Here is a 21922-nt window from a genome sequence, read left to right as displayed (position 1 = left end):
ATTTGCATGATTACAATGATTTGGGCGGAAGATGACCGTCATGGAATTGGTCGGCAGCAATCCATCCCGTGGCACATACCGGATGATATGGCTTTTTTCCGACAAACTACGCTGGACCATTCGGTAATTATGGGTCGCAAGACTTTTGAGTCGATTGGTCGTCCGTTACCGCGTCGAACAAATCTGGTACTAACTCACCATCCGGAACATTTGCCCTCGGAAGTTCGGGGATTTTCTTCTTACGAAGAACTGTTAGCTAGCCTTACGAAAACGGAAAAGCATTTCGTAATTGGTGGGTCAGCGGTATATCATAAGTTAATGCCGGTTGCGGATGAATTATTGATCACTAAAGTAACTGGCGACTTTCAATGCGACGTATTTGCTCCCGTGGTGGATAAACAAAAGTTTACTTTACAGGAAGAACGTCCGGGAAAAAGTGTACCTGGAGTTCCAGACCACGTTTTTCAGCAATGGATCAGGCGTAATTAATTTTGGAAAAAATTAACTATAAAATAGCCATGACGAAAGAGAGTGGGACAAAAGTCGGGTAATTTGCGAGCATTAGCTGAAAATTGACCATGATGCCTGAATTAGGCATGATGGTCAATTTTTGGTTAAGCGGAACCAACTGACTTTTGGCACAGGTTTTGGCTCTCTTGAAGTCAAAACACCAAAACAACTTTTTAAGATCCTTTTCATCCTTGAAAAGCATTTTATTATTTTTTCCCAACCTTTTTATTAAAAAACGGCATTATTCAGCCAAAAATCAACAGAGATTGTTATAATGATATTATTAAGCAAGCGAGTTTTACTAACTTAATTGAAAGTGTTAATTGACGTTGGTTGGCTCGTAATAATTATGATACAAGGGAAAGTGGAAGCATATGACTCAAATTAAAATTGTCACCGATTCATCCTGTGGTGTAACGGATGAAGAAATTAAAAAATATAATATTTCAATCGTACCATTGAGCGTGATGATTGATGACACCGTATACGTGGAAAGGGAGACCATTTCTAACGAGGAATTTATTCAAAAAATGGCCGAGTCAAATTCACTCCCTAAAACTAGCCAACCACCGCTAGGTAAATTCGTTGAGATGTTTGATCGGTTAGGTGCGGATGGCAGTCAGGTGATTAGTTTTAATATGCTTGCGGCCATTAGTGGGACGGTACACACTGCGCAACAAGCTGCTGAACTAAGTAAGTCCGACGTGACGGTGGTGGATAGCCAGTTTACCGATCGGGCACTAGCCTTTCAAGTTATTGAAGCGGCTAAGATGGCTCAGGCTGGAGCAACCAAAGAAGAAATTCTGGAACGTGCTGCCTACATTCGCGACCACACTAAACTTTATTTAGGTATTGTTAACCTTGAAAACTTAGTTAAGGGTGGCCGACTTAGTAAGGTTAGTGGAATGCTTGGCGGATTGTTAAATATCAAGCTGCTTTTGCAAGTAAAAGATGGTAAATTAGACATTGCTAACAAAGTTCGTGGTATGAAGGCCATGAAGAAGATCTGGCTTGATATTTACGAAGAAATGAAACAAAGCGGTAAAATTAAGTCAGTCGGGATTTCACATGTGCATGCTGATGAAATGGTTGAAGATATGAAGAAGCACGTTGGCGAACTTTTCCCTGTAAAGGATATTGTGGTTCGTGAAACGGTGCCAATCATTGCTACCCACACTGGCATGGGCGCATTTTGTTTACTATATTACAGTGAAGACTAACCTTTAGGGCTAAAATCGAATAAGCGGTTTTGGCCCTAATTTGGTTTAAGAGTGAGGAAAAAATGAAAAAAGTTTTAAAGGAAATCGTGTTTAGCATCGTGGGGGTGCTGTTAATCGCAACGGTTTTTTTGTGGGCCATGGGTTTTTTCAAAAGCTCGCAGCCTAACCACTCGCCAAATCCTACCCCAACTGTCGTTAAGAAAAGCGTGAAGCTCAAAACTAAGCAACCGCAGCCTGCAACGTCGCAAGTAAAGATTTTGGCGCTAGGAGACTCGTTAACCCAGGGTGTGGGAGACACTCAGGACAAGGATGGGTACCAAAAGCGGTTAAAAAAACAAATTGTTCAAAAAAACCTTGCAGGTAAAGCAACTGTTTATGATGAAGGGGTTAGTGGCGAACGTAGTGACCAAATTTTACACCGGTTGCAGAATACAAAGCGGATTCAAAAAGAAGCGGTTAAAAGTGATGTTTTGGTGGTTACTGCGGGAGGCAACGATCTTTTCCAGAACTTACAAAAAAACGTTAGTGAATCAGAAAGTCAAATTTTAGTACGGGTTAATAAAGTTAGCCTAGAATATCAAAATAATTTACGAAAAATTTTTGAAATTGCCCGGAAAAATAACCCTAAGATAAAAATCGTGATGGTGGGTATTTATAATCCATTTTACGTGTACTTCCCCAACGTAACTAGCATTACCCAAGCGGTAACGACTTTTAATACAACTGCTAAGGCGACGACTGATGAATTTGACGACGCTACTTTTGTGAACATCGACGCCTTGTCTAAAGGGCAGTTTACTACTAAACAACAAATCAAAAAATTAAAGAAGCAAAGTACCGAAGATGATATTGCGGTAGTGGAGAAGAGTCGGGTGGAAACTCGGAAAGTGGACAGTAAAGAAAAGAACGCATACCTTTCAAATGAAGATCATTTTCACCCAAATAACAAGGGGTATGATATGATGACAAGTAAAATAAAATCCGCTTTGCAAAAATTGGAAGTTTTTGATTAGGAGGGCGGAATGAACAAGTATTTATATAATTTTTGGAAATGGGGATTTTTAACTCTGGTAGCGTTATTATTGGCGGGGAGCGTTTACGTGGGCTTCAAAGCGAGCTTACCGGTCCCCCAGTTTGAAAAAACGGCTAAGAAGGATCCCCATAAGTTTGACCAAGTACCAATCACGTTGAATAAAACGCAGTTAAATGACTTAAGTGCGGCCTATTTGAACCAGTTTCAAAAAAGCAAAGACTTTACCTACCAATTTAGAATTGGAAAACGTTACGCGATTTTAGGCGGGCAAATTGAAGTCCTAGGGCAAAAGGTTCAATTTGCGTTAACGATGGTGCCTTCAGTTACTAAGGGGGGCAATATTCGGCTTAAAGCACACAGCTTGTCAGTGGGAACGTTAAAATTGCCAGCTAAGGTGGTTTTGAAATATATTTCCCGCAACTATGAATTACCTAAATGGGTAATTATTAATGGGGATCAGGCACTGCTACGTTTAGACCAGATCAAAACCACAAATAAAGTTAGTTTCCAAGTTGAAAAGATTGATATTGTACACGACCAGTTTAAATTCATTATCAACGTGCCTAAATCAGCAAACTAGCCGAGTTGTCGTGAAGTAGAGGAGGAATATTTTGAGAAAAACATTTTACCAGTTTTTAATGACCCAGCGGAATCCAGAACCTAATGACGAAGTTGAAGAGTTTGCAAACCAAGCTTTTTTCGACCAATCATTTCCTAAACAAGACCGGGATTTTGAAGAAATCAGTAAGTATCTAGAGCTCAACGGGAGCTATTTGCAAAACATGACCATTTTTGATCAGGCTTGGCAACGATACTTGGAAAGTGAACAGAATTAATGAAAAAATTTATTAATCGACACCCGTACCTTACCGTGGTTGGGTCGGTAATTTTAGGGGGTGTTATTACCTTGGCGGGGGTAATGACTTTTCTACTGGGTTTCACTAATTCATCAGCAGACCGCCAAACCAATTTAAATCGAATTGCGAGCGTTTATAATCAAATTGATACTAATTATTACCGGAACGTTGATTCTAACAAGTTAGCTACCGGGGCAATTAACGGGATGCTGGCAACCTTAGACGATCCGTTTTCAAACTACCTTACCGATAGCGACGCTTCCTCCTTAAATGATAGCGTGGCGGGATCGTTTGGCGGAATTGGGATCCAAGTAATTAAAAAGAATGGTCATATCGAAATCATGTCCACGATTGACGGAACTCCCGCACAAAAAGCGAAGCTGAAGGCCGGCGATCAGATTATTAAGGTTAACGGTAAATCAGTTGCCAGTCAGTCGTTATCCAAAACGATGAGCATTATGCGCGGTAAGGTGGGAACCACGGTGGAATTGGAATTACACCGCGGAGACACCACCTTTACTAAAAAGCTTAAGCGCGCCAAAATTCCGGTCGAAACAGTGACTGGAAAGCTACTGAAGAATAAAGTGGGATACATCACGATTTCTTCTGTAGCAGAGAAGACGGCGAGTGAACTAAAGAAGAACTTGAAGAAGCTAGATCATCAAGGGGCTAAATCATACATCATCGACGTGCGTAATAATCCGGGAGGATTGATGCAACAGGCGTTGAAGATGTCTTCAATGTTCTTAAAAGACGGCCAGCCAATTATGCAGGTCAAAACCCGGAGTGGTAAGCCTGAAGTTTATAAGGCTAGTCGTAAGTTAGACGGGGGATACAAAGTTAAGAAAACGGCCGTAGTAATTATCAATGGCGAAAGTGCTAGCGCTGCCGAAATTTTTGCGGCTGCTTTGCATCAATCAGCGGGGATTCCGTTGGTGGGCGCGCAAAGCTACGGCAAGGGAACCGTACAAAATATTACCCAGTACACGGATAATGACGAACTTAAGCTAACGATTGCTAAGTGGTTAACGCCGGATGGAACTTGGATCAATAAAAAAGGACTAACGCCAGATTATAAAGCCGACTATCCTGAAATGGCCTACATCACCACGTTTAACCACCATAAAACGTACCAAGTGGGACAAAGCGGTACCGATATTAAGAATCTACAAATTGCGTTGAAAGATTTGGGTTATTATTCTGGCAAAGTTACTAAAGATTACACAGAAAGCGTTGCGCAAGCAGTGCAAGCTTACCAACAAGCTAATCATCTAACGGTTACCGGAAAAACTGACGCGAAGACCATGCGTTCTATTGAACAAGCGGTAATTAACGCACTTTCGAAGAGTGACCCCGCGTTAAATAAAGCGGAACAAGTGCTTGCTAAGCAAAAATAAGTATGAATCAAAGCTTTTAACATGAACTTCAATTTAGTAAAAGTAAGTAGGGTCTCGTCATTAAGTTGGCGAACCCTTTTTTAATACGGAATTTTCAAAATAATAGTGAATCTCTAAATAAAAAGCGGATGGAGTCGGGTTCTTTAGCTAAAAAATGTAGTATCATAAATTAAAGTTTAGAGATGACTTAGGAGGCTACTATGACCACATTTTATTGTTATTCTAAGTGTAGTACGTGTAAAAAGGCCGAAAAATGGCTAAAAGAGCAACAAATTTCATATAACAAAATTGACCTGGTTGAACAGCCGCCAACTAAGGCGCAGATGCTGGATTTTTTTGCTAAAAGTGATCAGAATTTACGCTATTTTTTCAATACCAGTGGAATAGACTATCGTAAGATGAAACTTAAAGATAAGATAGATACGATGTCAAAGGAACAAGCAGCGGAATTAATGTCGCAGAATGGCAAATTGATTAAGCGCCCACTAATGGTTGACGATACTAAGGTTACTTGCGGCTTTAATACCGCGGTATATGAAAAAAACTGGCTTTAGTCTAAGGAAAAATTTTATCCAAGGTGGAATAAAAGCTAGTTTAGAAAAGTAATCTGACAATTCGGTGCCTACTAATTTGTTCCTACGTAAAAGAGAGTGGGACAAAAAATCGGTAGTTTGCGAGCATTAACTAAAAATTGACCATGATGCCTGAATTTGACATGATGATCAATTTTTTAGTTAAGCGGAACCAACTGACTTTTGGCACACCTTTTGGCTCAATTGAAGTCAAAAAACCAAAATAAAAACGATCCATGAGGAATTTTCACCTCATGAATCGTTTTTTTTGTTTAGAGACTTTTGTCACAGCCCCTTATTTTTACATTAGCTAGTTTATTTTTTGACGCGATTATTAACTTCGCGGGCATTGCCAAATGAGACGGTAATAATTCGGCTACGCATTCCCCATACGTAGAAAATGAACGCCGCTATAATAATCATAATAAAGTCGAAGGGGTAGTGAATTAAGTTTTTACCGTTAAAATCGGCGCTACCAATGTAGGACATGATTGAAAGAAAAATTAGATACACAATTAGCCAAAGACTACTACGCAACTGGTTAATGGTTTCTTTCCAATGTAAACGCCACTCGTAATATATGAAAATTGGTAAGCCAAGTAAAATAACTAGGATAACTTCTACCGTAGTGGGCCACATTGCCCAGTAAATAGCTAAGGAAGCTAAGATGAAGGCTAACGGAGCCATGAATTTAATTGCTTTTAACCGGACGGGCCGGTTGAAACGCGAGGCCATCTTTCTTAATGAAACCACCGTAATCGGGCCCGTTAGGTAAGCGATTAAGGTTGAAGTTGAGATGACACTTGCTAAAGTACCCCATGACCTAAAAATCGAAACCATTACCATACTTAAAACGGCATTGAAGGCCATTGCGATCCGTGGAATTCCATACTTAGCATTGATCTTCCCTAAAATTTTAGGGAAATGGTTATTACTCGACATGGCAGCTAAGGCCCGTCCCGTTGAAGCAACGAAGGAAACTCCGGTACCAAATGGTGAAATAAAGGCGTCCAGGTAAAGTAGGACGGACAACCAGTGAATCCCTAAGAGGATTGCTAAATCGGCAAAGGGAGATTCAAAATTAATCCCGTGCCAACCTGATTGAGCGATCAATGAACTTGGAATTGAGGTAATGTAGGTGCTTTGTAAAACTAAGTAAAGTACGGCACTAATTAAAAGGGAGATCCCCACACCCAAACCAACGTTTCTTTTAGGGTTCTTAACTTCATTACCCATATTAATTACCGTCTGAAAGGCATTGAAGGAAAAAATGATTCCAGAAGCCGAGGTGGCAGCAAAGATTGAAGCCGATCCGTACGGCATAAATTCAGTTAAAGAATGGCCGTAATTTTCTGGATGAAAACCACTTAACGTTAAAAAGATGATGGTGATTAAGGGTACGGCAATTTTAAAGATTGAAATTAAACTTGTAAACCTAGTTAATAAAGATACCGACCAGTAATTTAGTAGGGTAAAGATTAAAATGAAACAAAACACTACTAACAAACCACTAGTGGTGATGGTCCCATTTTTGAAAAAGTGATGGGTCCAATTAGCCCAAGCCCACGGCCAGGTACTCATGTATTGGACCGAGGCAACGGCTTCAATGGGAATTAAGGTTATTAAAGAAATCCAGTTGGCCCAAGAGGCAATGAAGCCCACCAGCGAACCGTGGCTGTATTGGGCAAATTTACTCATTCCTCCGGATTCGGGAAACATGGTGCCTAGTTCGATATAGTTGTAGGCAATCACAGCAATCACGATAAACCCAATTATCCAAGAAAAGATTGCTGCCGGACCTGCCACCGAAGCAGCCTCCATTGATCCGAAAAGCCACCCGGAACCAATTAGAGAACCAAGTCCGAGCATTACTAGCTGAAAAAGATTTAGTTTTTTAATAAAAAATACGCTCCTTAATTTTTGATTGATAAGGAAAATGTTAACGTATTTGTAGGTATAAATCAAATTGGTATAGATGGTGTTCTTGATAGGGAACTTTATAGAACGTGTGGAGGTGAAAAAATTATTGCGCCAAAAACTAAACGATGAAAGCGTTGACAAAATAAAATTAGAAATGATAATATTAAGAAGTTGAAGAACTAAATATAGAAAAAAGCTTAGAAGAGTACGTAACTTTTCTTTGAGTAATGTGACCGAACAAAGGGCAGGACTCAGGCAAGACACGTTTTAGCCAATAAATGGCTTGGCGCGTTTTGCCTGAGTTTTTTTCTGGAAAGGAGTAGGAATGAAAGTAAAAAAGATACTAAATAACAACGTTGCCATTATATCTAAAGGTACTCATGAATCAATCGCGTATTCTCCAGGGATTGCTTTCAAGAAAAAAGTTGGACAGCAAATTGAGGAAAAAGAGATTAGTAAACTGTACGTTCTAGATTCAAAAGATCGTTTAGAACATCTTAGTTTTTTATTAACCCATTCTGATAAAAAAATTATTACTTTGGTTAATAAAATTGTTGATTACGGTGAAAATTACCTAAAAGTTAAAGTGACTGATTGTTTGTATTTAGCGTTATTAGATCATATTTCGTTTGCGTTAAAACGAGGTCAAAAAGGACAGTTTATTGCAAGCCCGCTGGTATGGGAAGTAAAGAAATTTTATCCCCAATATTACGAAATTGGAATAAAGGCAATTAACTGGCTTAACCAGACTTATGAGGTTAATTTTCCAGAAGATGAAGCAATTCCAATTAGTTTGCACTTTATTAATGTCCAAGATGAACAGATCAATGTCGAACAAAAAGTTAAAGACATTACGGTACTGAGAGATTTACTAAATATAATTAAGTACCATTTCAATATCAATTTTAATGAAACCAGTATTAATTACATGCGCTTGGTTACGCATTTACAATATTTTATTGATCGATTAAATTGTCATGAACTGTCCACGAAAACCGACGTAAACGTTTTATATGAACAAATAAGGGCAATTTATCCTGAAGCATTTCGGGCGGTACAAAAAATTGATAAGTACATTAGTAAAAGTTTCGGGCAGGAAATTTCCCCTGATGAATATACCTATTTAATGATCCATATTAACCGAGTTACAAGCAGAAAGGACGTTGGAAATGAAGTATAAAGAGTTTAATGAAAATATTATCAAGTACGTCGGTGGAAAAGAAAATATCCAAGCGGTAGTCCATTGCATGACAAGACTACGGTTTACACTCAAAGATCGTAATAAAGCAAATACGGCAGCACTCAAGGATTTAGACGGGGTGATTGACGTAGTTAGTAACAACGTGGCTTACCAGATTATTATTGGCACTCACGTAGTAGATGTGTATGATGAATTAATCGATTTGTTGGGAATTAGTGATAACGATAAAGAAGAAGTACATAAGGTAAAAAAGAACTGGATTAAAGCAGTGTTGGATGTCGTTTCAGAATCCATGACGCCAATTTTAGAACCGATTATTTGCGCAGGCTTGTTGGCAGCCTTTTTATCGATCATCTCGCTTACGGGGTTAATTTCACCCAATAGTCCAACTTACCAGATTTTTGACGCGTTGCGAGTTTCGGTATTTTACTTCTTACCAATCTTAATGGCAATGAGTAGCGCTAAACGTTTAGGTGCCAGCCCGTACTTGGCGGTTGCGTTAGCCGCAACAATTTTATCGGAGAGTATCAACGGAGTAAAAGGACTTAATTTATTTGGAATCCCATTGCCCCAAATTACGTACGCAAATAGTTTTATTCCGATTCTCCTAGCAGTTTGGTTTATGGGGTACGTAACCAAATTTGTGAAACGAATAGTTCCCAATGCTCTACAGTATTTTATGACTCCGCTGCTTATCATGTTAATAACTTTACCGGCAACGCTACTAATTTTTGGCCCGCTAGGCTATTACCTAGGTGAAGGAATTATTGCCTTCTTTAATTTGCTAATGAAATACGTTGGCAGCTGGTTTGTAATGATGCTTTATTCAGCGTTACAACCGTTCATCGTCATGTTAGGGGCGGGTAACTTTATCATGCCAGTAGTTGCCTCCTTAATTTCGGCTAACGGGTACGATCCTGCATTTATTTCTTCATGTACCATCTCAGATATTGCAGTTGGCGGCTCAATGTTAGGATACTTTTTGCGAACCCGTAACCGTAAGCAAAAGCAACTATTTGGAACGGTGACCCTATCCGCAATTTTAGGTGTTACGGAACCCGCAATTTACGGTGTCTTTCTTAAATATCGTCGGCCCTTTATTGCCGTTATGATTGGCGGAGGCTTAGGAGGCTTATTTGCCGGTCTTACTGGTGTAAAAGCATATTCAATTGCTTGGGGACTATTTGGTTTACCAGCTTACATTGGTAAAGGGCATTTCATGAACTTATGGTTGATGGTTGCTTCCGTTATTATTAGCTTTGTTGGTGCGGCAATTGCAGCATTCTTACTAGGTGTGCCTGCTGAAGATTCTGCAGAAGAAGTACCTGGAAATGTTGAGAACGCGGTTGCTTCAAAATTACAAACGGTATCTTTGAGTAGTGTAGTGAAGGGAGATTTAGTTCAGCTAGCAGAAGTCGGTGATGCCGCGTTTTCTACGGGAGCCATGGGTAAAGGAATTGGCATTAAGCCCATTGACGACCATATTCATGCACCAATTGATGGAAAGGTAACTGCGATTTTTCCGACTAAACACGCAATTGGAATTACCGGAAGCAATGGAATTGAAATCTTGATTCACATCGGAATTGACACCGTCGAATTAGAGGGAAAATATTTCGCGCTCCAAGTAAAAGAAGGGGAAACCGTTTCCCAGGGGGATGTTTTAGCGGTCGTAGATTTTTCCAAGGTGGTCGAAGCTGGATATGACCCGACCGTAATGGTGATTATTACTAACACAAACGACTTTCTAGACGTAATCCCCAGTGTTAATCAGATTGTAACTGACAAAGACCAGATGCTAAACGTAGTGCTCGGCTAAGGAGGAAGTAATGAAATTTCCAGATAACTTTTTATGGGGCGGAAGTATTGCTGCCCACCAAACGGAAGGAGCTTGGAGCGAAGACGGTAAGGGGCCAGCGATTATGGACTACGTAACGGTTGGTGAGGATGGGCAACCAAGAAAGATCCACCAGACAATTGATCCAGAATGTCGGTACCCATCCCATATTGGAATTGATTTTTATCACCGGTATCTAGATGATGTTAAACTCCTTGCGCAGATGGGGTTTAAGGCACTTCGAATTTCAATTGATTGGAGTAGAATTTATCCAAATGGCGACGACTTAGAGCCTAATCCAAAAGGAATTGAATTTTATATAAATTTAGTTGACGAGTTAAAAAAGTATCGTATTGAGCCTATCGTAACTTTGTATCATTTTGAAATGCCAATTAATCTGGTTAAAAAATATGGTTCTTGGCAAAATCGCTCGGTTGTTGAGTTATATCTCAAATTTTGCAAGACGATGTTTACTGCGTTGCGCGGGAAGGTTAAATATTGGGTCACCTTTAATGAAATGAATCATATTGATCCACGAACGGAGGCTAGCGACATCTTTACGTATATAATTGCTGGCTTGAAATATTCTGAGATGAAAGATAAATCGCAAACGTTGGCAACCATTGGTTACAACATGACCTTAGCCAGTTGTAAAGCAGTCCGGTTAGGACATGAAATTGATGCTTCCAATAAAATTGGCTGCGTATTCGGAATTGAACCCGTTTACCCGATTAACAGCGAACCGGAAAATATAATGAACGCTTTTAGACAAATGGACCGCGATTTTTATCAAATTGATGCAATGTGTAACGGCGAGTTTCCACAATACAAATTAGCAGAGTATGAAGATGACGGGATTCAACTGGCATTTTCAAAAAATGATTCCGAAGATTTTAAAGAAGGAAAAATCGATTTTATCGGCATGAATTACTACGCCTCATCGGTGACCGAATATCACGGGGCAAAGGAAGCAAAAAGCGCACTTTTTGGCGGTTTAACTAATCCTTTTTTGGAAACGAGCAAGTGGGGCTGGACAATTGACCCCGTGGGAATTCGATACTTATTAAATTATACGTATCGAAAGTATGGAATCCCAATTATGATTACAGAAAATGGACTAGGTGCGGAGGATCGATTGGATGATAATGGAAAAATCCATGATGATTACCGAATTGATTATTTACGTAAACATGTTCAAGAAGTCAAAAAGGCAGTAGAAATTGACCAAGTAAATTGTTTTGGCTACTTAACTTGGGGACCAATTGATCTTGTTAGCGCGACAACCGGCCAAATGAGCAAACGATATGGGTTCATCTACGTCGATCTGGATGACTCCGGACGCGGGACGTTGCAACGATTGAAAAAAGATTCATTTGATTGGTACAAAAAGGTGATTAAATCTAACGGAAAAGATTTATAAAACATTTTATAATCGGAAGAGGTGGGGAACAAACTAAAAAAATACTTTTCAAGGATGAAAAGGTCATTAGAAAGTTGTTTTAGTATTTTGCCTTCAATAAAACCAAAACGTGTGCCAAAAGTCAGTTGGTTCCGCTTAACCAAAAATAGACCATCATGCCAACTTCAGACATGATGGTCTATTTTTAGTTAATGCTCGCAAACTGCCCGACTTTTGTCCCACTCTCTTTTTCAAATCATTATCTGAATTCCCTTAGATCTCAAATTTTCCAAGCATTCTGCCAAATATTGCTGATCATGTTCGGGATAGATTGGGTCGGTGAGCGGACAAGGTGCCAATGCTAAATAAGCTGGGCAATGCAATCCCCGGTAAGTGGAATCGAACCACTTGGTATCAGGGTGGTATCCCCGCGCTTGCATTTCAGCCATTACTAGCAAATGAAATTGGTACAACTTGTATGGCGAATGGGTGAAAACATAATCGACGGTGGCGTGTTTTTTGCCCCAGCCCTTGCCGCGGAGTGCCGCAACTTCCCGGTGTTGACCTAAAAGCTGGGCCCGGGGCAGTTTGGAAATTAGTTCTTCGTGCCATAAACGCATGAACTCGGCCTCCTGTATTAATTTAGTTTAAGAATAGCTTAATCTGTGAAAAAAAGGAACTAACTTGATTTTTGAGCGTGATTACTTACTATACTGAAATAAAGCCAATTTTAAAATGAACGTGTAATTTAGAGAACCAATATGATATAAATAACTACAAAAATAAAAGTATTTGCATATTTTTAATTGGATAATGAACCAACTGGAACGAAAAGCGTTTTTAGTTGGATTTGGAGGTAAAAATGAAAACGTTTTTAACGGCATCGTCATTAAAAAAAGTTAAGTTGTTAGAATATTTGTTGGAAAGTAACACTTGGTGTTCAACTAAGGAACTTGCAGAGGTAATGGGCGTAACTGAAAAATCAATTTTAAATTATCTAGACGAATTTGAGCAATTATTTAAAGAAACTAACCAAAAAATACAATTATTTAACGATCGCAATAAAAACGTCCAAATTTTAAAAGAAGAGGATTTTCCAATTTACCCGATTTACTTGAAATTTTACCGAGCTTCGTATAATTATAAGCTAATTGATTTTATGTTCCAGAACCCACATTTACGACTCACGGATTATGCAGATAGCCAATTTACGAGTATATCAACCGTTTCTCGATACGCTAAATTATTAAAACAGTACTTCAGTCGTTACCGGTTAGATTTTTTGCCATATCGATTGGATTTAAAAGGTAGCGAAGTAAATATTCGTAGCTTTTATTATTACTTTTATTGGAATTCTACTAGAGAAATAACGGATAGCTGGCCTTTTAAAGCGGATTTAAAGGAAATTAAAGCGTATATTACTAATTTTGAGGAAGTATATGGAATTGAATTAGAGCCTCTACAATGGAAAACTTTTGCTTATTGGATGGCAATTACTTTGGAGCGTAGTTCACACGCACCGGTTCAAATTGAATTAGCAAAGAAAAAAGTGGTCGATAACGATCCTAGTTTTGCTTTGATGAGGAAGTGGCACTTAATTGGAAAACTCCCCTTAAAAGAGTCGGAGCTATATTTTTTATATCAAGTTATTTATAGTTTTGGGATTATTGATGGAAATTCAAATTATGAAAATAGCTACGCATTAGCGCATCAAAAAAGTCAAACGGCGTCCTATCAGGCAGTAGTAAATTTAGCGAAGGTAGTAAAAGAGCATTTTAATTTTCAGCTGGCAACCACCGATTTGGAGTTGGTCTTTAATTTTATAGCTTTTCATGAAAGAAGTGCCTTCTTTTTTGGTAATACAGATGTTTTTTTTAACCGTTCTTACATTACGGAACTAGAGGCGGAACGTCCACGTGAGTGCCAGATTATGAATAATTTTCATCAAGAACTACTCAGAAATGCTAGTGAATCAGTTAAAAAGCTATTATCAAATTGGCAACAATTATTTTTGAATTATTATTTTATTCTGGACTATTACGGTCTGTTCGTGAAGCAAGCTGTCCCCATTAAAATTCTAGTGAAAGACGATGTGCACCATACCCATCGCTTATGGTTAATGAATAAGATTAGGGCTTATTTCGGTCATTCTTTTACCTTTGAGTTTTTTGATTATAAAACTCCCGTTTCGCAAGTAGATTTAGTGATTTCTAATTTTTACGTTAACACTGGAGATACGCCGCTTATTCTGATGAAGGTACTTCCTACCGAACGTAATTGGCGACAGCTAGGAGGAATGCTATATCAATTGTCAAGGTAATTAATACGGGCTACGTTGGGTCATTCCAACTTTGAAGCGTGTATACAAACGGCTGGGAAATTACTATTAATTCAAGTCTAAGAAGGCCTCTTTCCAAGATTCAGTTGGAGAGGGGTCTTTTGTTATTACTGAACCTTAAATTTTTTTAAAATAGAGAAAAAAGGTGAACTAGTAACTGAAAAAAAGACGTGCGAGAATTACTGTAACTTATATATTTTAAGGAGGAATCTTAATGAGAAAAAAGGTGATCATAACACTTGCATTAGGCATATTGGCTTTAAATTCAACTACAGTAATGGCTTCGCAAATTTCTGAAGCAACTAATAAAACGGACGTAACTTTAACGGCAGGTTCTGGTGAAGACGTACACCCAGTTGTTCCAGATGATACGCACGATGATGATTCTGGTACAGGGGACATGGGAGCGTTATCGATTCCTTACGCGTCTAACATAACCTTTGGGCAACAAGAAATTAAGCAGGAAGATACGGATTACTACGCTTTAAATCAAAAACCCCATGTCCAGGTTAACGACACCCGGGGCGGTGCAAAAGGTTGGACGCTAGGAGTTGCGATTTCACCTTTTGTGGGCGCGAACGGTAAGGAATTAGTCGGTGCAAAAATGACCCTATCTAATGGAAAAGTGGCCACCAAGAACAATGAATCACCCAAACCTGAGATTGTACAAAATTCTTTTGAACTAAATAAGGAATATCAAGAAGTGATGACTGCAAAAGAAGGGCAAGGTGCAGGAGCATTTGCGGCCGTTTTTGCAGGTCAAGATGGTAAAAATGAGAACGTTAAATTACATGTGCCGCGCGCGGGAGTTGAAGCGCAAAGCTATACAGCTGATTTGACTTGGGTGTTGACCGATGCGCCAGTTTAAATCACCATTCATTCAAAAAGGAACGTCGTGGATAAAAGTACTTGGATTGGTTTGTTTTTTTACTATCTTGGTTAGCCATACTAACACTCGAGCTAGTACGACCAAAAATAACCAAGTGTCGTTCGACGCAGAGGCTATTTTGCCAAAAAATCAGCAATCTAAAGCTAGCTATTTTGATTTACGAGTTCGGGCAGGTTCTTCTGAAAAATTAACTATCAAATTACGAAACATAACCAATCAAAAGCAACGAATAATTATTGAAACTAATAATGCAATTACTAACCAGAATGGGGCGATTGACTATTCTAAATCAAAGGCGCAGTTGCTAGGGACTCCTTCGTTTAAAGCAATGGTTTCAGGACCGCATTCCGTCATCTTAAAACCAAAAGAAGTTCGCAAAGTTGAATTTCCTTTGAAAATTCCTACAAAGGGGTTTAAAGGAACTGTTTTAGGTGGATTTTATTGTTACTCCAAGCCGTTAAAAAATTCCCCCAAAGAGCAAGGAGTAAGTTTGTTAAATAATTTTGCTTACACAATTGGTGCAAAATTAGAATGTACAAATGAAGTGATTCATCCTAAGTTAACTTTAAAAAAAGTTTTTCCGGGGCTAGCTAATGGATACTTGACCGTTTTTGCAACCTTGGAAAACCCCCAACCGGTGCTGCTGAGTAGATTAGATATGCGGGCCACCGTAACTAAAAAAGGACAATCTGCCGTATTAAAACAGGTTACCAAAAAAATATCGATCGCTCCCCGGACTCGTTTTTGCTTGCCGATTGATTGGGATAATGAGCCTTTGAAAAGTGGTAGATACGTTTTAACAATTCATTTAAAGAGTCCTGCTGGAGAAAAATGGCTACTAAAAAAAGAATTTTCGATTAAAGGAGATGCTGAGAAACTAAATAAAAGCGCGGTTGAAGTTAAGAAGCCGGCAGATAATAGCTTAATTTATCTAATGATGGACTTTTTGGTAATGGTAATCTTAATTTTAGGCGTTTATATTTATCGATTGAAGCACAAAAATAAAAAAACGGAGAAGTAAAATGAAATTTTGGGGTGGATTAATTTTATTAGCATTGTTAGTCAACGTAACTCCGGATGTACTCGCGAGTGACCGAGTTAATACCGAAGCTGGAATTACCTTTTATCAGGAAAATAATGCTAACCAAGTGGTGCCCATGAAGAAAGTTTCTTTATCGAAACAAGATTCTCCCAAAAAGCCTCAATCCCCAGTAAACAGTGACTATGTTCGATGTTTACCGCAAACTAATGAAAGCACCTCTTGGGGGCTATTTTTAATAGGACTAATTGTGGTCAGTTACGTTTTGGTCAGACGTTGGTATAAAAAGTTTTATGAATAAGGGGCCGACTGATGAAAAAAGTTAAAGGATTGATATTGGTAACTTTTCTAATGAGTTTGTGGTGGCTAGCTCCTGGTGTAAAAGCCAGTTTGAGACCACTACCTAATTTGGATGGTTTTAAATGGGCTAACCAAGCAGTTACTCCCGCTGAAAACACCTTCATTATGCATAGTGGAGCCCATACAGAAGTAACCCCTTTGAAAGGAGATGCGACCGCTAATCGTTTAGCGGTTGATCAAAAGACTAATGAAAGTCAAGCATTGATAAAAAATGTAGGGTTTTATAAGGGAAATACGGTTAATTTACTAGTAACTTTAAAACGAAGTAAAAGTAACTTGAAAGGAGGTACGTTGAGCTTTTCTAAAACATATTTTTTAGGGATAGATGTTGCTGATGAAGTAGTGGTTACCTATAAATTTGTCGACGAGCACGAGAAGCCCTTGACAGTCAAGACGGCGTTTAATTATTACGGACTTAATACTAATAAATTTATTGGGTACAAAGATCCTGGTGGAGTAATTGAAGCGGTATATGCAAATAATCCCACAAATATTATGTATGACAACGAAAATCAGGATGGGGCACAATGGTTATATTTAAAAAACCTTACTGCGGGGATTCCGTGGCGGGACCCCCGACAAAGTTTTGAAGTTGTTACTAAGTCGATTTCTGAAGTTAATTTCATAGTGCATAACAATGATAGCTCACCATCATCATTAGTGTATCAGACCGAATTTTTAGCAAAGCCTGAAACTCCCCCGGCCTACGCTGAAGACGCCTATTTTAAACTAGCAGACCGCGGCGGAGTCTATTTAGCTGCGCACCAAACTGTTTCTAGTGGAGACTCGGCTGTGGAAGTTAACTTTGGTGGGTTGCAGGAAATTGAGAAAAGCGGACAATATGAGATTGAGCAAACAACGGTAACTGATTTTGATGGGAAGGATGTATCTAACTACTTTAATTTTTACTATATTTATGATGCAAAGGGGAATAAAACAATTCGATTCCAGGCAAAAAAAAATACTGCCGATCAAATTTCTGATACCGTTTTACATTATAAGATTTATTTAAGGTGGTGTGGAAAACAAAATCATGTAAATCCCGCTAAAATAGTTAACGGAGAATTAGCTCTACCATTTGACGTAACTACAACTGTAAAAGGAAAGACTGTTGGTAAAAGTGGTGCTGTTACGACAATTAATTATATTGGCAAGATATCTACAATTTTTGTAAACGAAAAATACAAAGAAATCCGTTCCCCCATTGAAAAAAAGGGGATTTTAACGACACCTTTTGACATGTCCACAACGTACCCAGAAGTTTCAGGATATTTTCCAGTTAAAAATGATGCAAGTAAAGATACTGGTTACTTCATGCCTTACGACCAAACGGTGGTGCACCGCTACCGAAAAAAACAGCAGATGCATTTTGAATTAAAAGACAAGGATGATAATATTTACGTTTCCCGATTTACTAATAAAGGAAAGGTGGCCTTTTCCTTTGCGCAAGCAACAGCTGGAAAAATAACTCTGGTAGCCAGCTGTAAAGGAGAGCAGCAGGTCCTAAAGGAGTACACTAATGCACCTAAAAGAGTGACTGACGAGTTTATGTATTCATTTCCTAAGGCTTGGTTGGGCGAACAAGTGACATTTTATGTTGAAGACACTAATCATCAACGGTCTAATAAGGAAGTTCGAACCATTAAGCAAGAACACGGTCCGCAAATGTCATTGCCCAAGCAAATTAATTTTAAAACACTTAACATTCCAGCCGAAACTACTACAGTTTCATTACCAAAAGAAGAATTTTTAAAGATTGCTGATCAAAGCAAGGTGGATCAGCGCTACTGGACCGTAAAGCTATGTGAACAACGGCCCTTGACCAGCAAAGAAAACTGGGTACTTTCGCAACGCTTACGGTTTGGAGAAGTGTCGATAAACAACGTAAGTCAAATTGTTTATCAAGGTAAGGGAAATGTCAGCTTAGATTTAAGTAAATATTTGCAAATTGAATTAAACCCGCTGGATCGAGTGGGCGATTATCATGGTGAATTAAGGTGGACGTTAGAAGATGCTCCTGAATAAAAGAAAATCTATTAATCAATTTTTAACTTTGGGCCAATTCTTAAAGCGGATATTTACGACGAAGTATCGTAATACGATGGTTAATTAAAAATCTGACTTTTTTCGTGTAAGTCTTATCAGCTTACACTATAGATTTAGTTAATGTGTAGTGTGACTTTATAATTTCTAGTACAATTAAGGCACTCTTAGACGGAAACGGAGGATTTTTAATGAATCAAGAGCGAATCTTAATTTTAGTCAAACCGGATGGAGTTAATTTAGGGCACATTGGTGAAGTGATTACGCGGCTAGAGCGTAAGGGGTACGAAATTGATGCTCTTAAAGTTACCCGGGCAACTAAAAGCCAGTTACATCAGCACTATGCAAAATTAGTTGATAAACCATTCTTTAAGGAAATTGAAACATACATGTTGGAAGGCAAAATCGTGGCCATGATTGCTAGTGGTACTCGCGTGATTGAAGTTTTCCATCGGATGGCGGGAGCTACCAACCCGTCCGAAGCTGCCTTCGGAACGATTCGGGGAGATCTTGGTCGGGAATGGCCAGATGGACTACTTCGAAACGTTGTGCACAGCTCCGATAGCGTTGAAAGTGCCGAACGAGAAATTAAAATTTGGTTCCCCGAATTAAGTTAATTTGATTATCTAGCTAAGGCATAGTTATAAGTATTTATGAATGAAAAATCTAGCTAACTAGTGGAATTATTTCCGGCTGGTTAACTAGATTTTTTGATTTAACTTACAAAATTGGTAAATTATAATTTAATGTAAACACACGACCTACGTGCAATATTTTTATAGTTCCTTGGTGAAAAAACAAACACCTTTTTACAACATAATAATATAAAAATCTGCTATCAGTACATAGATAAGTCTATCAAATAGCAGATTTTGTAGAATCAAATTTTATTAATAAGTAAACCGTAGCATTGAAGTTAATTAAATATTAGGATTTTTTATCAAGTTAAACGCACTTAGTACTTTGAAGTTTCATCATCAGTAATTAAGATACGTTGTGCAATTCCCTCACTCATTACCATGTCTGTTAGCATATTACCACGTAGCGCACCCAGAGCAGCGCTAGTCTTGAACTTACTGTGTACAATTCCTAGACGACGAGGTGTAGTCAAAATTTCATCAATTGTTATTCCAGTAGTCTTGTCATTTGTTTGCGTTAAAAAGTTTCCGTTAATATCATAAGGACGAGCATATAGCATTCCAGCGATGTCTTCGGCATTCACATACGGTAAAATTTTATTTTTGGCTGATTTCCAAGTACTAATCGAATTAAATGAGCTAATTGTCCCTAAACCGCAGAATAAAAAGTCCATTCTTCTAGCTGCAGCCAAAGTTGTCCGAATTGCGGGTTCCTCAGGTAAATGTTCTCTGATTGTATCATCCACAATATAAAGAGGAAGCGGCAAAGTAAGGTACTTAGCCTCGTAATGTGAAGCGGCACGTTCTACCATCCTTCTAGATCCAGCTTCAGAGTTGTATTTCATATTTTCACCAATGAATTGGGTGAAAGTTAAATCATCACGCAGAGTATTTTTGAAATGTTCAATAACCGAATAGACCGTACTACCCCAAGTCATTCCGACTATATGACTTTTCTCAATTAATATTTGAATCCTTTCCGCCGCACATTCCAAGACATTATTGTAGTCTTCATCTCCATTGTCGCTTTCTTTAACTACTGCAACAAAAGGTATATTAAAACGTTTTTTTAGCTCTTCTTCTAGCTGATAGTTTCTTTCAATAGGAGCGTTAATTTTGATGCTTACAATCCCAGATGTACGAGCTTCATCTAACGCTTTAGTAATTAAGTAGCGGCTCTCATCGTATTTTTTTGACAGTTCTGTAATTGAAAGATTTGACAAATAATAGTCGTGAGCGATTTGAGTTAATCTTTTTCTATTAGAGTAACTTTTTGGCATTACTGTATCTCCTTAGGTTTCATATCTATGTACAGTAAAAGTATAGCATTTTTTTATGCTTTCTTTTAAAAAATCAAAAACCTTTTACACGTTTTTTGCATATTTTTTAAATGTTTTTAAAAAATTAAAAAAATAATATAATATTTTAAAAAATGTAAAAAAGTGCTATTCTATAGATGCAAATAAAATGAAAAGGGTGGGACTTATGGATAAGCAAGAAATTATTGAATTACATAAGAAACAAACCGGTGTTTTAGAAGTTACGGCTGAATTGCCAGTTAGAAATTCAAATGAGCTCGGTAAGGCATATACGCCAGGAGTTGCTGAATTATCTAGAATTATTTATGACGATCCAAAACAAAAAGATGAGTTGACTATCAGTGGGAAACTTGTTGCAGTGGTGACAGATGGTTCAGCTGTTTTAGGGTTAGGAGATATAGGGCCATCAGCTGGTTTGCCGGTTGTAGAAGGGAAAGCACTTTTGTATAAAGAGTTATCAGGTGTTAATGCTATCCCATTAGCGCTAAGCCAAAGTTCCGTTCCTGAATTTGTGAAAACGGTTAAAAATATTAGCAAGAGTTTTGCAGGAATTCATTTAGAGGATATTAAAGCGCCACGTTGTTTTGAAATTGAAGAACAATTAAGCCAGCAACTAGATATTCCAGTCTATCATGACGACCAAGAAGGAACGGCGATTGTTGTTTTAGCTAGTTTGATTAATGCTGCTAAAGTTGTTAATAAGGAGCTTACAGACTTAAAAATTGTTATTAATGGAGCAGGAGCTTCGGGGTTAGCTACAGCTAAGTTACTTGCCACTGCGGGTCTTAAACATGTTACATTGGTTGATCAAAACGGCGTTATTCGGGATAAACGAACTAGCTTAAACCAGTATCAGCTAGATGTTGCTAAGCATTTTGAAGAAGTTAAACAAGGGACAGATTTAGCAGATGCACTAGTAAATCAAGATGTTTTCATTGGTTTATCAATTGGAGACATTGTTAATAAGCAGATGATTAAATCGATGGCTGACAAACCAATTATTTTTGCTTTGGCGAATCCCAGACCAGAAGTAGATCCAAAAGTTGCTAGAGAGGCTGGTGCAGCAGTAATTGCTACTGGTAGTTCAACATATCCAAATCAAGTTAATAATATTTTAGTTTTTCCAGGGCTTTTTAAGGGGCTGTTAGAAGAAAAGATCAAACATTTTAAACCTCAAATGGAAATGCAAATTGCAGAAGCTTTAGCGAATGTTATTAGTAATCCAACTGCTGAAAACATTGTTCCAGGTGTATTTGATAAAGCAGTAGTTGAAACCGTTGTCACAGCTGTTAAAAATAGCAAGTAATTCCAAAAATTGGAGGCCTATTATGGAAGAAAAAATGAGTTCAC

At 38.3% G+C, this 21922-nt stretch carries 20 protein-coding genes; 17 read left to right on the top strand and 3 right to left on the bottom strand.

Annotated elements, in window-relative coordinates; genetic code table 11:
• The first annotated feature begins 6 nt into the window (after nt 1-6).
• The 7 genes from HMPREF0623_RS02470 to HMPREF0623_RS02435 all read left to right on the top strand — a co-directional run bounded on the left by HMPREF0623_RS02470 (nt 7) and on the right by HMPREF0623_RS02435 (nt 5571).
• Nucleotides 7-489, top strand: a complete 483-nt coding sequence (locus tag HMPREF0623_RS02470; protein WP_004165921.1) for a dihydrofolate reductase — start codon at nt 7-9, stop codon at nt 487-489.
• 395 nt (nt 490-884) lie between these two features.
• Nucleotides 885-1730, top strand: coding sequence for a DegV family protein (locus tag HMPREF0623_RS02460; RefSeq protein WP_002830297.1), 846 nt, complete (start codon nt 885-887; stop codon nt 1728-1730).
• 62 nt (nt 1731-1792) lie between these two features.
• The gene (locus HMPREF0623_RS02455; protein WP_036671238.1) at nt 1793-2743 is read left to right on the top strand and encodes an SGNH/GDSL hydrolase family protein; all 951 of its coding nucleotides are present in this window, start codon (nt 1793-1795) and stop codon (nt 2741-2743) included.
• Between the two features lie 9 nt (nt 2744-2752).
• Nucleotides 2753-3343 (top strand): YpmS family protein, encoded by a 591-nt coding sequence (locus HMPREF0623_RS02450; RefSeq protein ID WP_002830295.1) that lies wholly within the window; start codon nt 2753-2755, stop codon nt 3341-3343.
• Nucleotides 3344-3374: 31 nt separating this feature from the next.
• Entirely contained in the window at nt 3375-3599 is a 225-nt protein-coding gene (locus HMPREF0623_RS02445) for a YozE family protein (protein ID WP_002830294.1), read from the top strand.
• Nucleotides 3599-5017: a S41 family peptidase gene (locus HMPREF0623_RS02440; protein ID WP_004165918.1), complete on the top strand. Its 1419-nt coding sequence runs from the start codon at nt 3599-3601 to the stop codon at nt 5015-5017. Before HMPREF0623_RS02445 ends, HMPREF0623_RS02440 begins: the two co-directional genes overlap by 1 nt.
• A 200-nt stretch (nt 5018-5217) precedes the next feature.
• Nucleotides 5218-5571 (top strand): arsenate reductase family protein, encoded by a 354-nt coding sequence (locus tag HMPREF0623_RS02435; protein ID WP_002831856.1) that lies wholly within the window; start codon nt 5218-5220, stop codon nt 5569-5571.
• A gap of 333 nt (nt 5572-5904) precedes the next feature.
• On the opposite strand, the gene HMPREF0623_RS02425 is transcribed toward HMPREF0623_RS02435, so the two are convergent.
• A complete protein-coding gene (locus tag HMPREF0623_RS02425; protein ID WP_050748328.1) occupies nt 5905-7458 on the bottom strand; it encodes an APC family permease in 1554 nt (517 codons plus the stop codon).
• A 376-nt stretch (nt 7459-7834) separates the two neighbouring features.
• Between HMPREF0623_RS02425 and HMPREF0623_RS02420 the strand changes: the two genes are divergently transcribed.
• Genes HMPREF0623_RS02420 through HMPREF0623_RS02410 form a run of 3 tightly spaced genes read left to right on the top strand, consistent with a single transcriptional unit; the run spans nt 7835 to nt 11967 of the window.
• Nucleotides 7835-8689 (top strand): PRD domain-containing protein, encoded by an 855-nt coding sequence (locus HMPREF0623_RS02420; RefSeq protein WP_004165914.1) that lies wholly within the window; start codon nt 7835-7837, stop codon nt 8687-8689.
• Nucleotides 8679-10529, top strand: coding sequence for a PTS beta-glucoside transporter subunit IIBCA (locus HMPREF0623_RS02415; RefSeq protein WP_004165913.1), 1851 nt, complete (start codon nt 8679-8681; stop codon nt 10527-10529). Before HMPREF0623_RS02420 ends, HMPREF0623_RS02415 begins: the two co-directional genes overlap by 11 nt.
• Nucleotides 10530-10539: 10 nt before the next feature.
• Nucleotides 10540-11967, top strand: coding sequence for a glycoside hydrolase family 1 protein (locus tag HMPREF0623_RS02410; protein WP_002830287.1), 1428 nt, complete (start codon nt 10540-10542; stop codon nt 11965-11967).
• Between the two features lie 230 nt (nt 11968-12197).
• Here the strand turns inward: HMPREF0623_RS02410 and HMPREF0623_RS02405 are convergent, their stop codons facing one another.
• Nucleotides 12198-12566: a TIGR02328 family protein gene (locus HMPREF0623_RS02405; RefSeq protein WP_002830286.1), complete on the bottom strand. Its 369-nt coding sequence runs from the start codon at nt 12564-12566 to the stop codon at nt 12198-12200.
• 242 nt (nt 12567-12808) lie between these two features.
• On the opposite strand from HMPREF0623_RS02405, the gene HMPREF0623_RS02400 reads away from it, so the two are divergent.
• The 6 genes from HMPREF0623_RS02400 to ndk all read left to right on the top strand — a co-directional run bounded on the left by HMPREF0623_RS02400 (nt 12809) and on the right by ndk (nt 19232).
• Entirely contained in the window at nt 12809-14266 is a 1458-nt protein-coding gene (locus tag HMPREF0623_RS02400) for a helix-turn-helix domain-containing protein (RefSeq protein WP_004165912.1), read from the top strand.
• 232 nt (nt 14267-14498) lie between these two features.
• Nucleotides 14499-15152, top strand: coding sequence for a WxL domain-containing protein (locus HMPREF0623_RS02395; protein ID WP_004165911.1), 654 nt, complete (start codon nt 14499-14501; stop codon nt 15150-15152).
• Nucleotides 15139-16194, top strand: coding sequence for a DUF916 and DUF3324 domain-containing protein (locus HMPREF0623_RS02390; protein WP_004165910.1), 1056 nt, complete (start codon nt 15139-15141; stop codon nt 16192-16194). The genes HMPREF0623_RS02395 and HMPREF0623_RS02390 overlap by 14 nt, the downstream gene beginning before the upstream one ends.
• Nucleotide 16195: 1 nt before the next feature.
• Nucleotides 16196-16513 carry an LPXTG cell wall anchor domain-containing protein gene (locus tag HMPREF0623_RS02385; protein ID WP_002830281.1) on the top strand — a complete coding sequence of 106 codons (318 nt, stop codon included), beginning with the start codon at nt 16196-16198 and terminating at the stop codon, nt 16511-16513.
• 11 nt (nt 16514-16524) lie between these two features.
• Nucleotides 16525-18597, top strand: coding sequence for a hypothetical protein (locus tag HMPREF0623_RS02380; RefSeq protein ID WP_004165909.1), 2073 nt, complete (start codon nt 16525-16527; stop codon nt 18595-18597).
• 209 nt (nt 18598-18806) lie between these two features.
• Nucleotides 18807-19232 (top strand): nucleoside-diphosphate kinase, encoded by a 426-nt coding sequence (gene ndk / locus HMPREF0623_RS02375; RefSeq protein ID WP_002831762.1) that lies wholly within the window; start codon nt 18807-18809, stop codon nt 19230-19232.
• Nucleotides 19233-19570: 338 nt separating this feature from the next.
• Here ndk and HMPREF0623_RS02370 read toward each other — a convergent pair whose 3' ends face one another.
• Nucleotides 19571-20533: a sugar-binding transcriptional regulator gene (locus tag HMPREF0623_RS02370; RefSeq protein WP_002831761.1), complete on the bottom strand. Its 963-nt coding sequence runs from the start codon at nt 20531-20533 to the stop codon at nt 19571-19573.
• 205 nt (nt 20534-20738) lie between these two features.
• On the opposite strand from HMPREF0623_RS02370, the gene HMPREF0623_RS02365 reads away from it, so the two are divergent.
• Entirely contained in the window at nt 20739-21878 is a 1140-nt protein-coding gene (locus tag HMPREF0623_RS02365; protein WP_036671237.1) for an NAD(P)-dependent malic enzyme, read from the top strand.
• Nucleotides 21879-21922 lie beyond the last annotated feature (44 nt).

It is taken from the genome of Pediococcus acidilactici DSM 20284 (assembly GCF_000146325.1).
GTDB classification, from domain to species: Bacteria; Bacillota; Bacilli; order Lactobacillales; family Lactobacillaceae; genus Pediococcus; species Pediococcus acidilactici.
The sequence above is the reverse complement of the archived record's forward strand: the minus strand, read 5'-3'. Positions and strand labels throughout refer to the sequence as shown.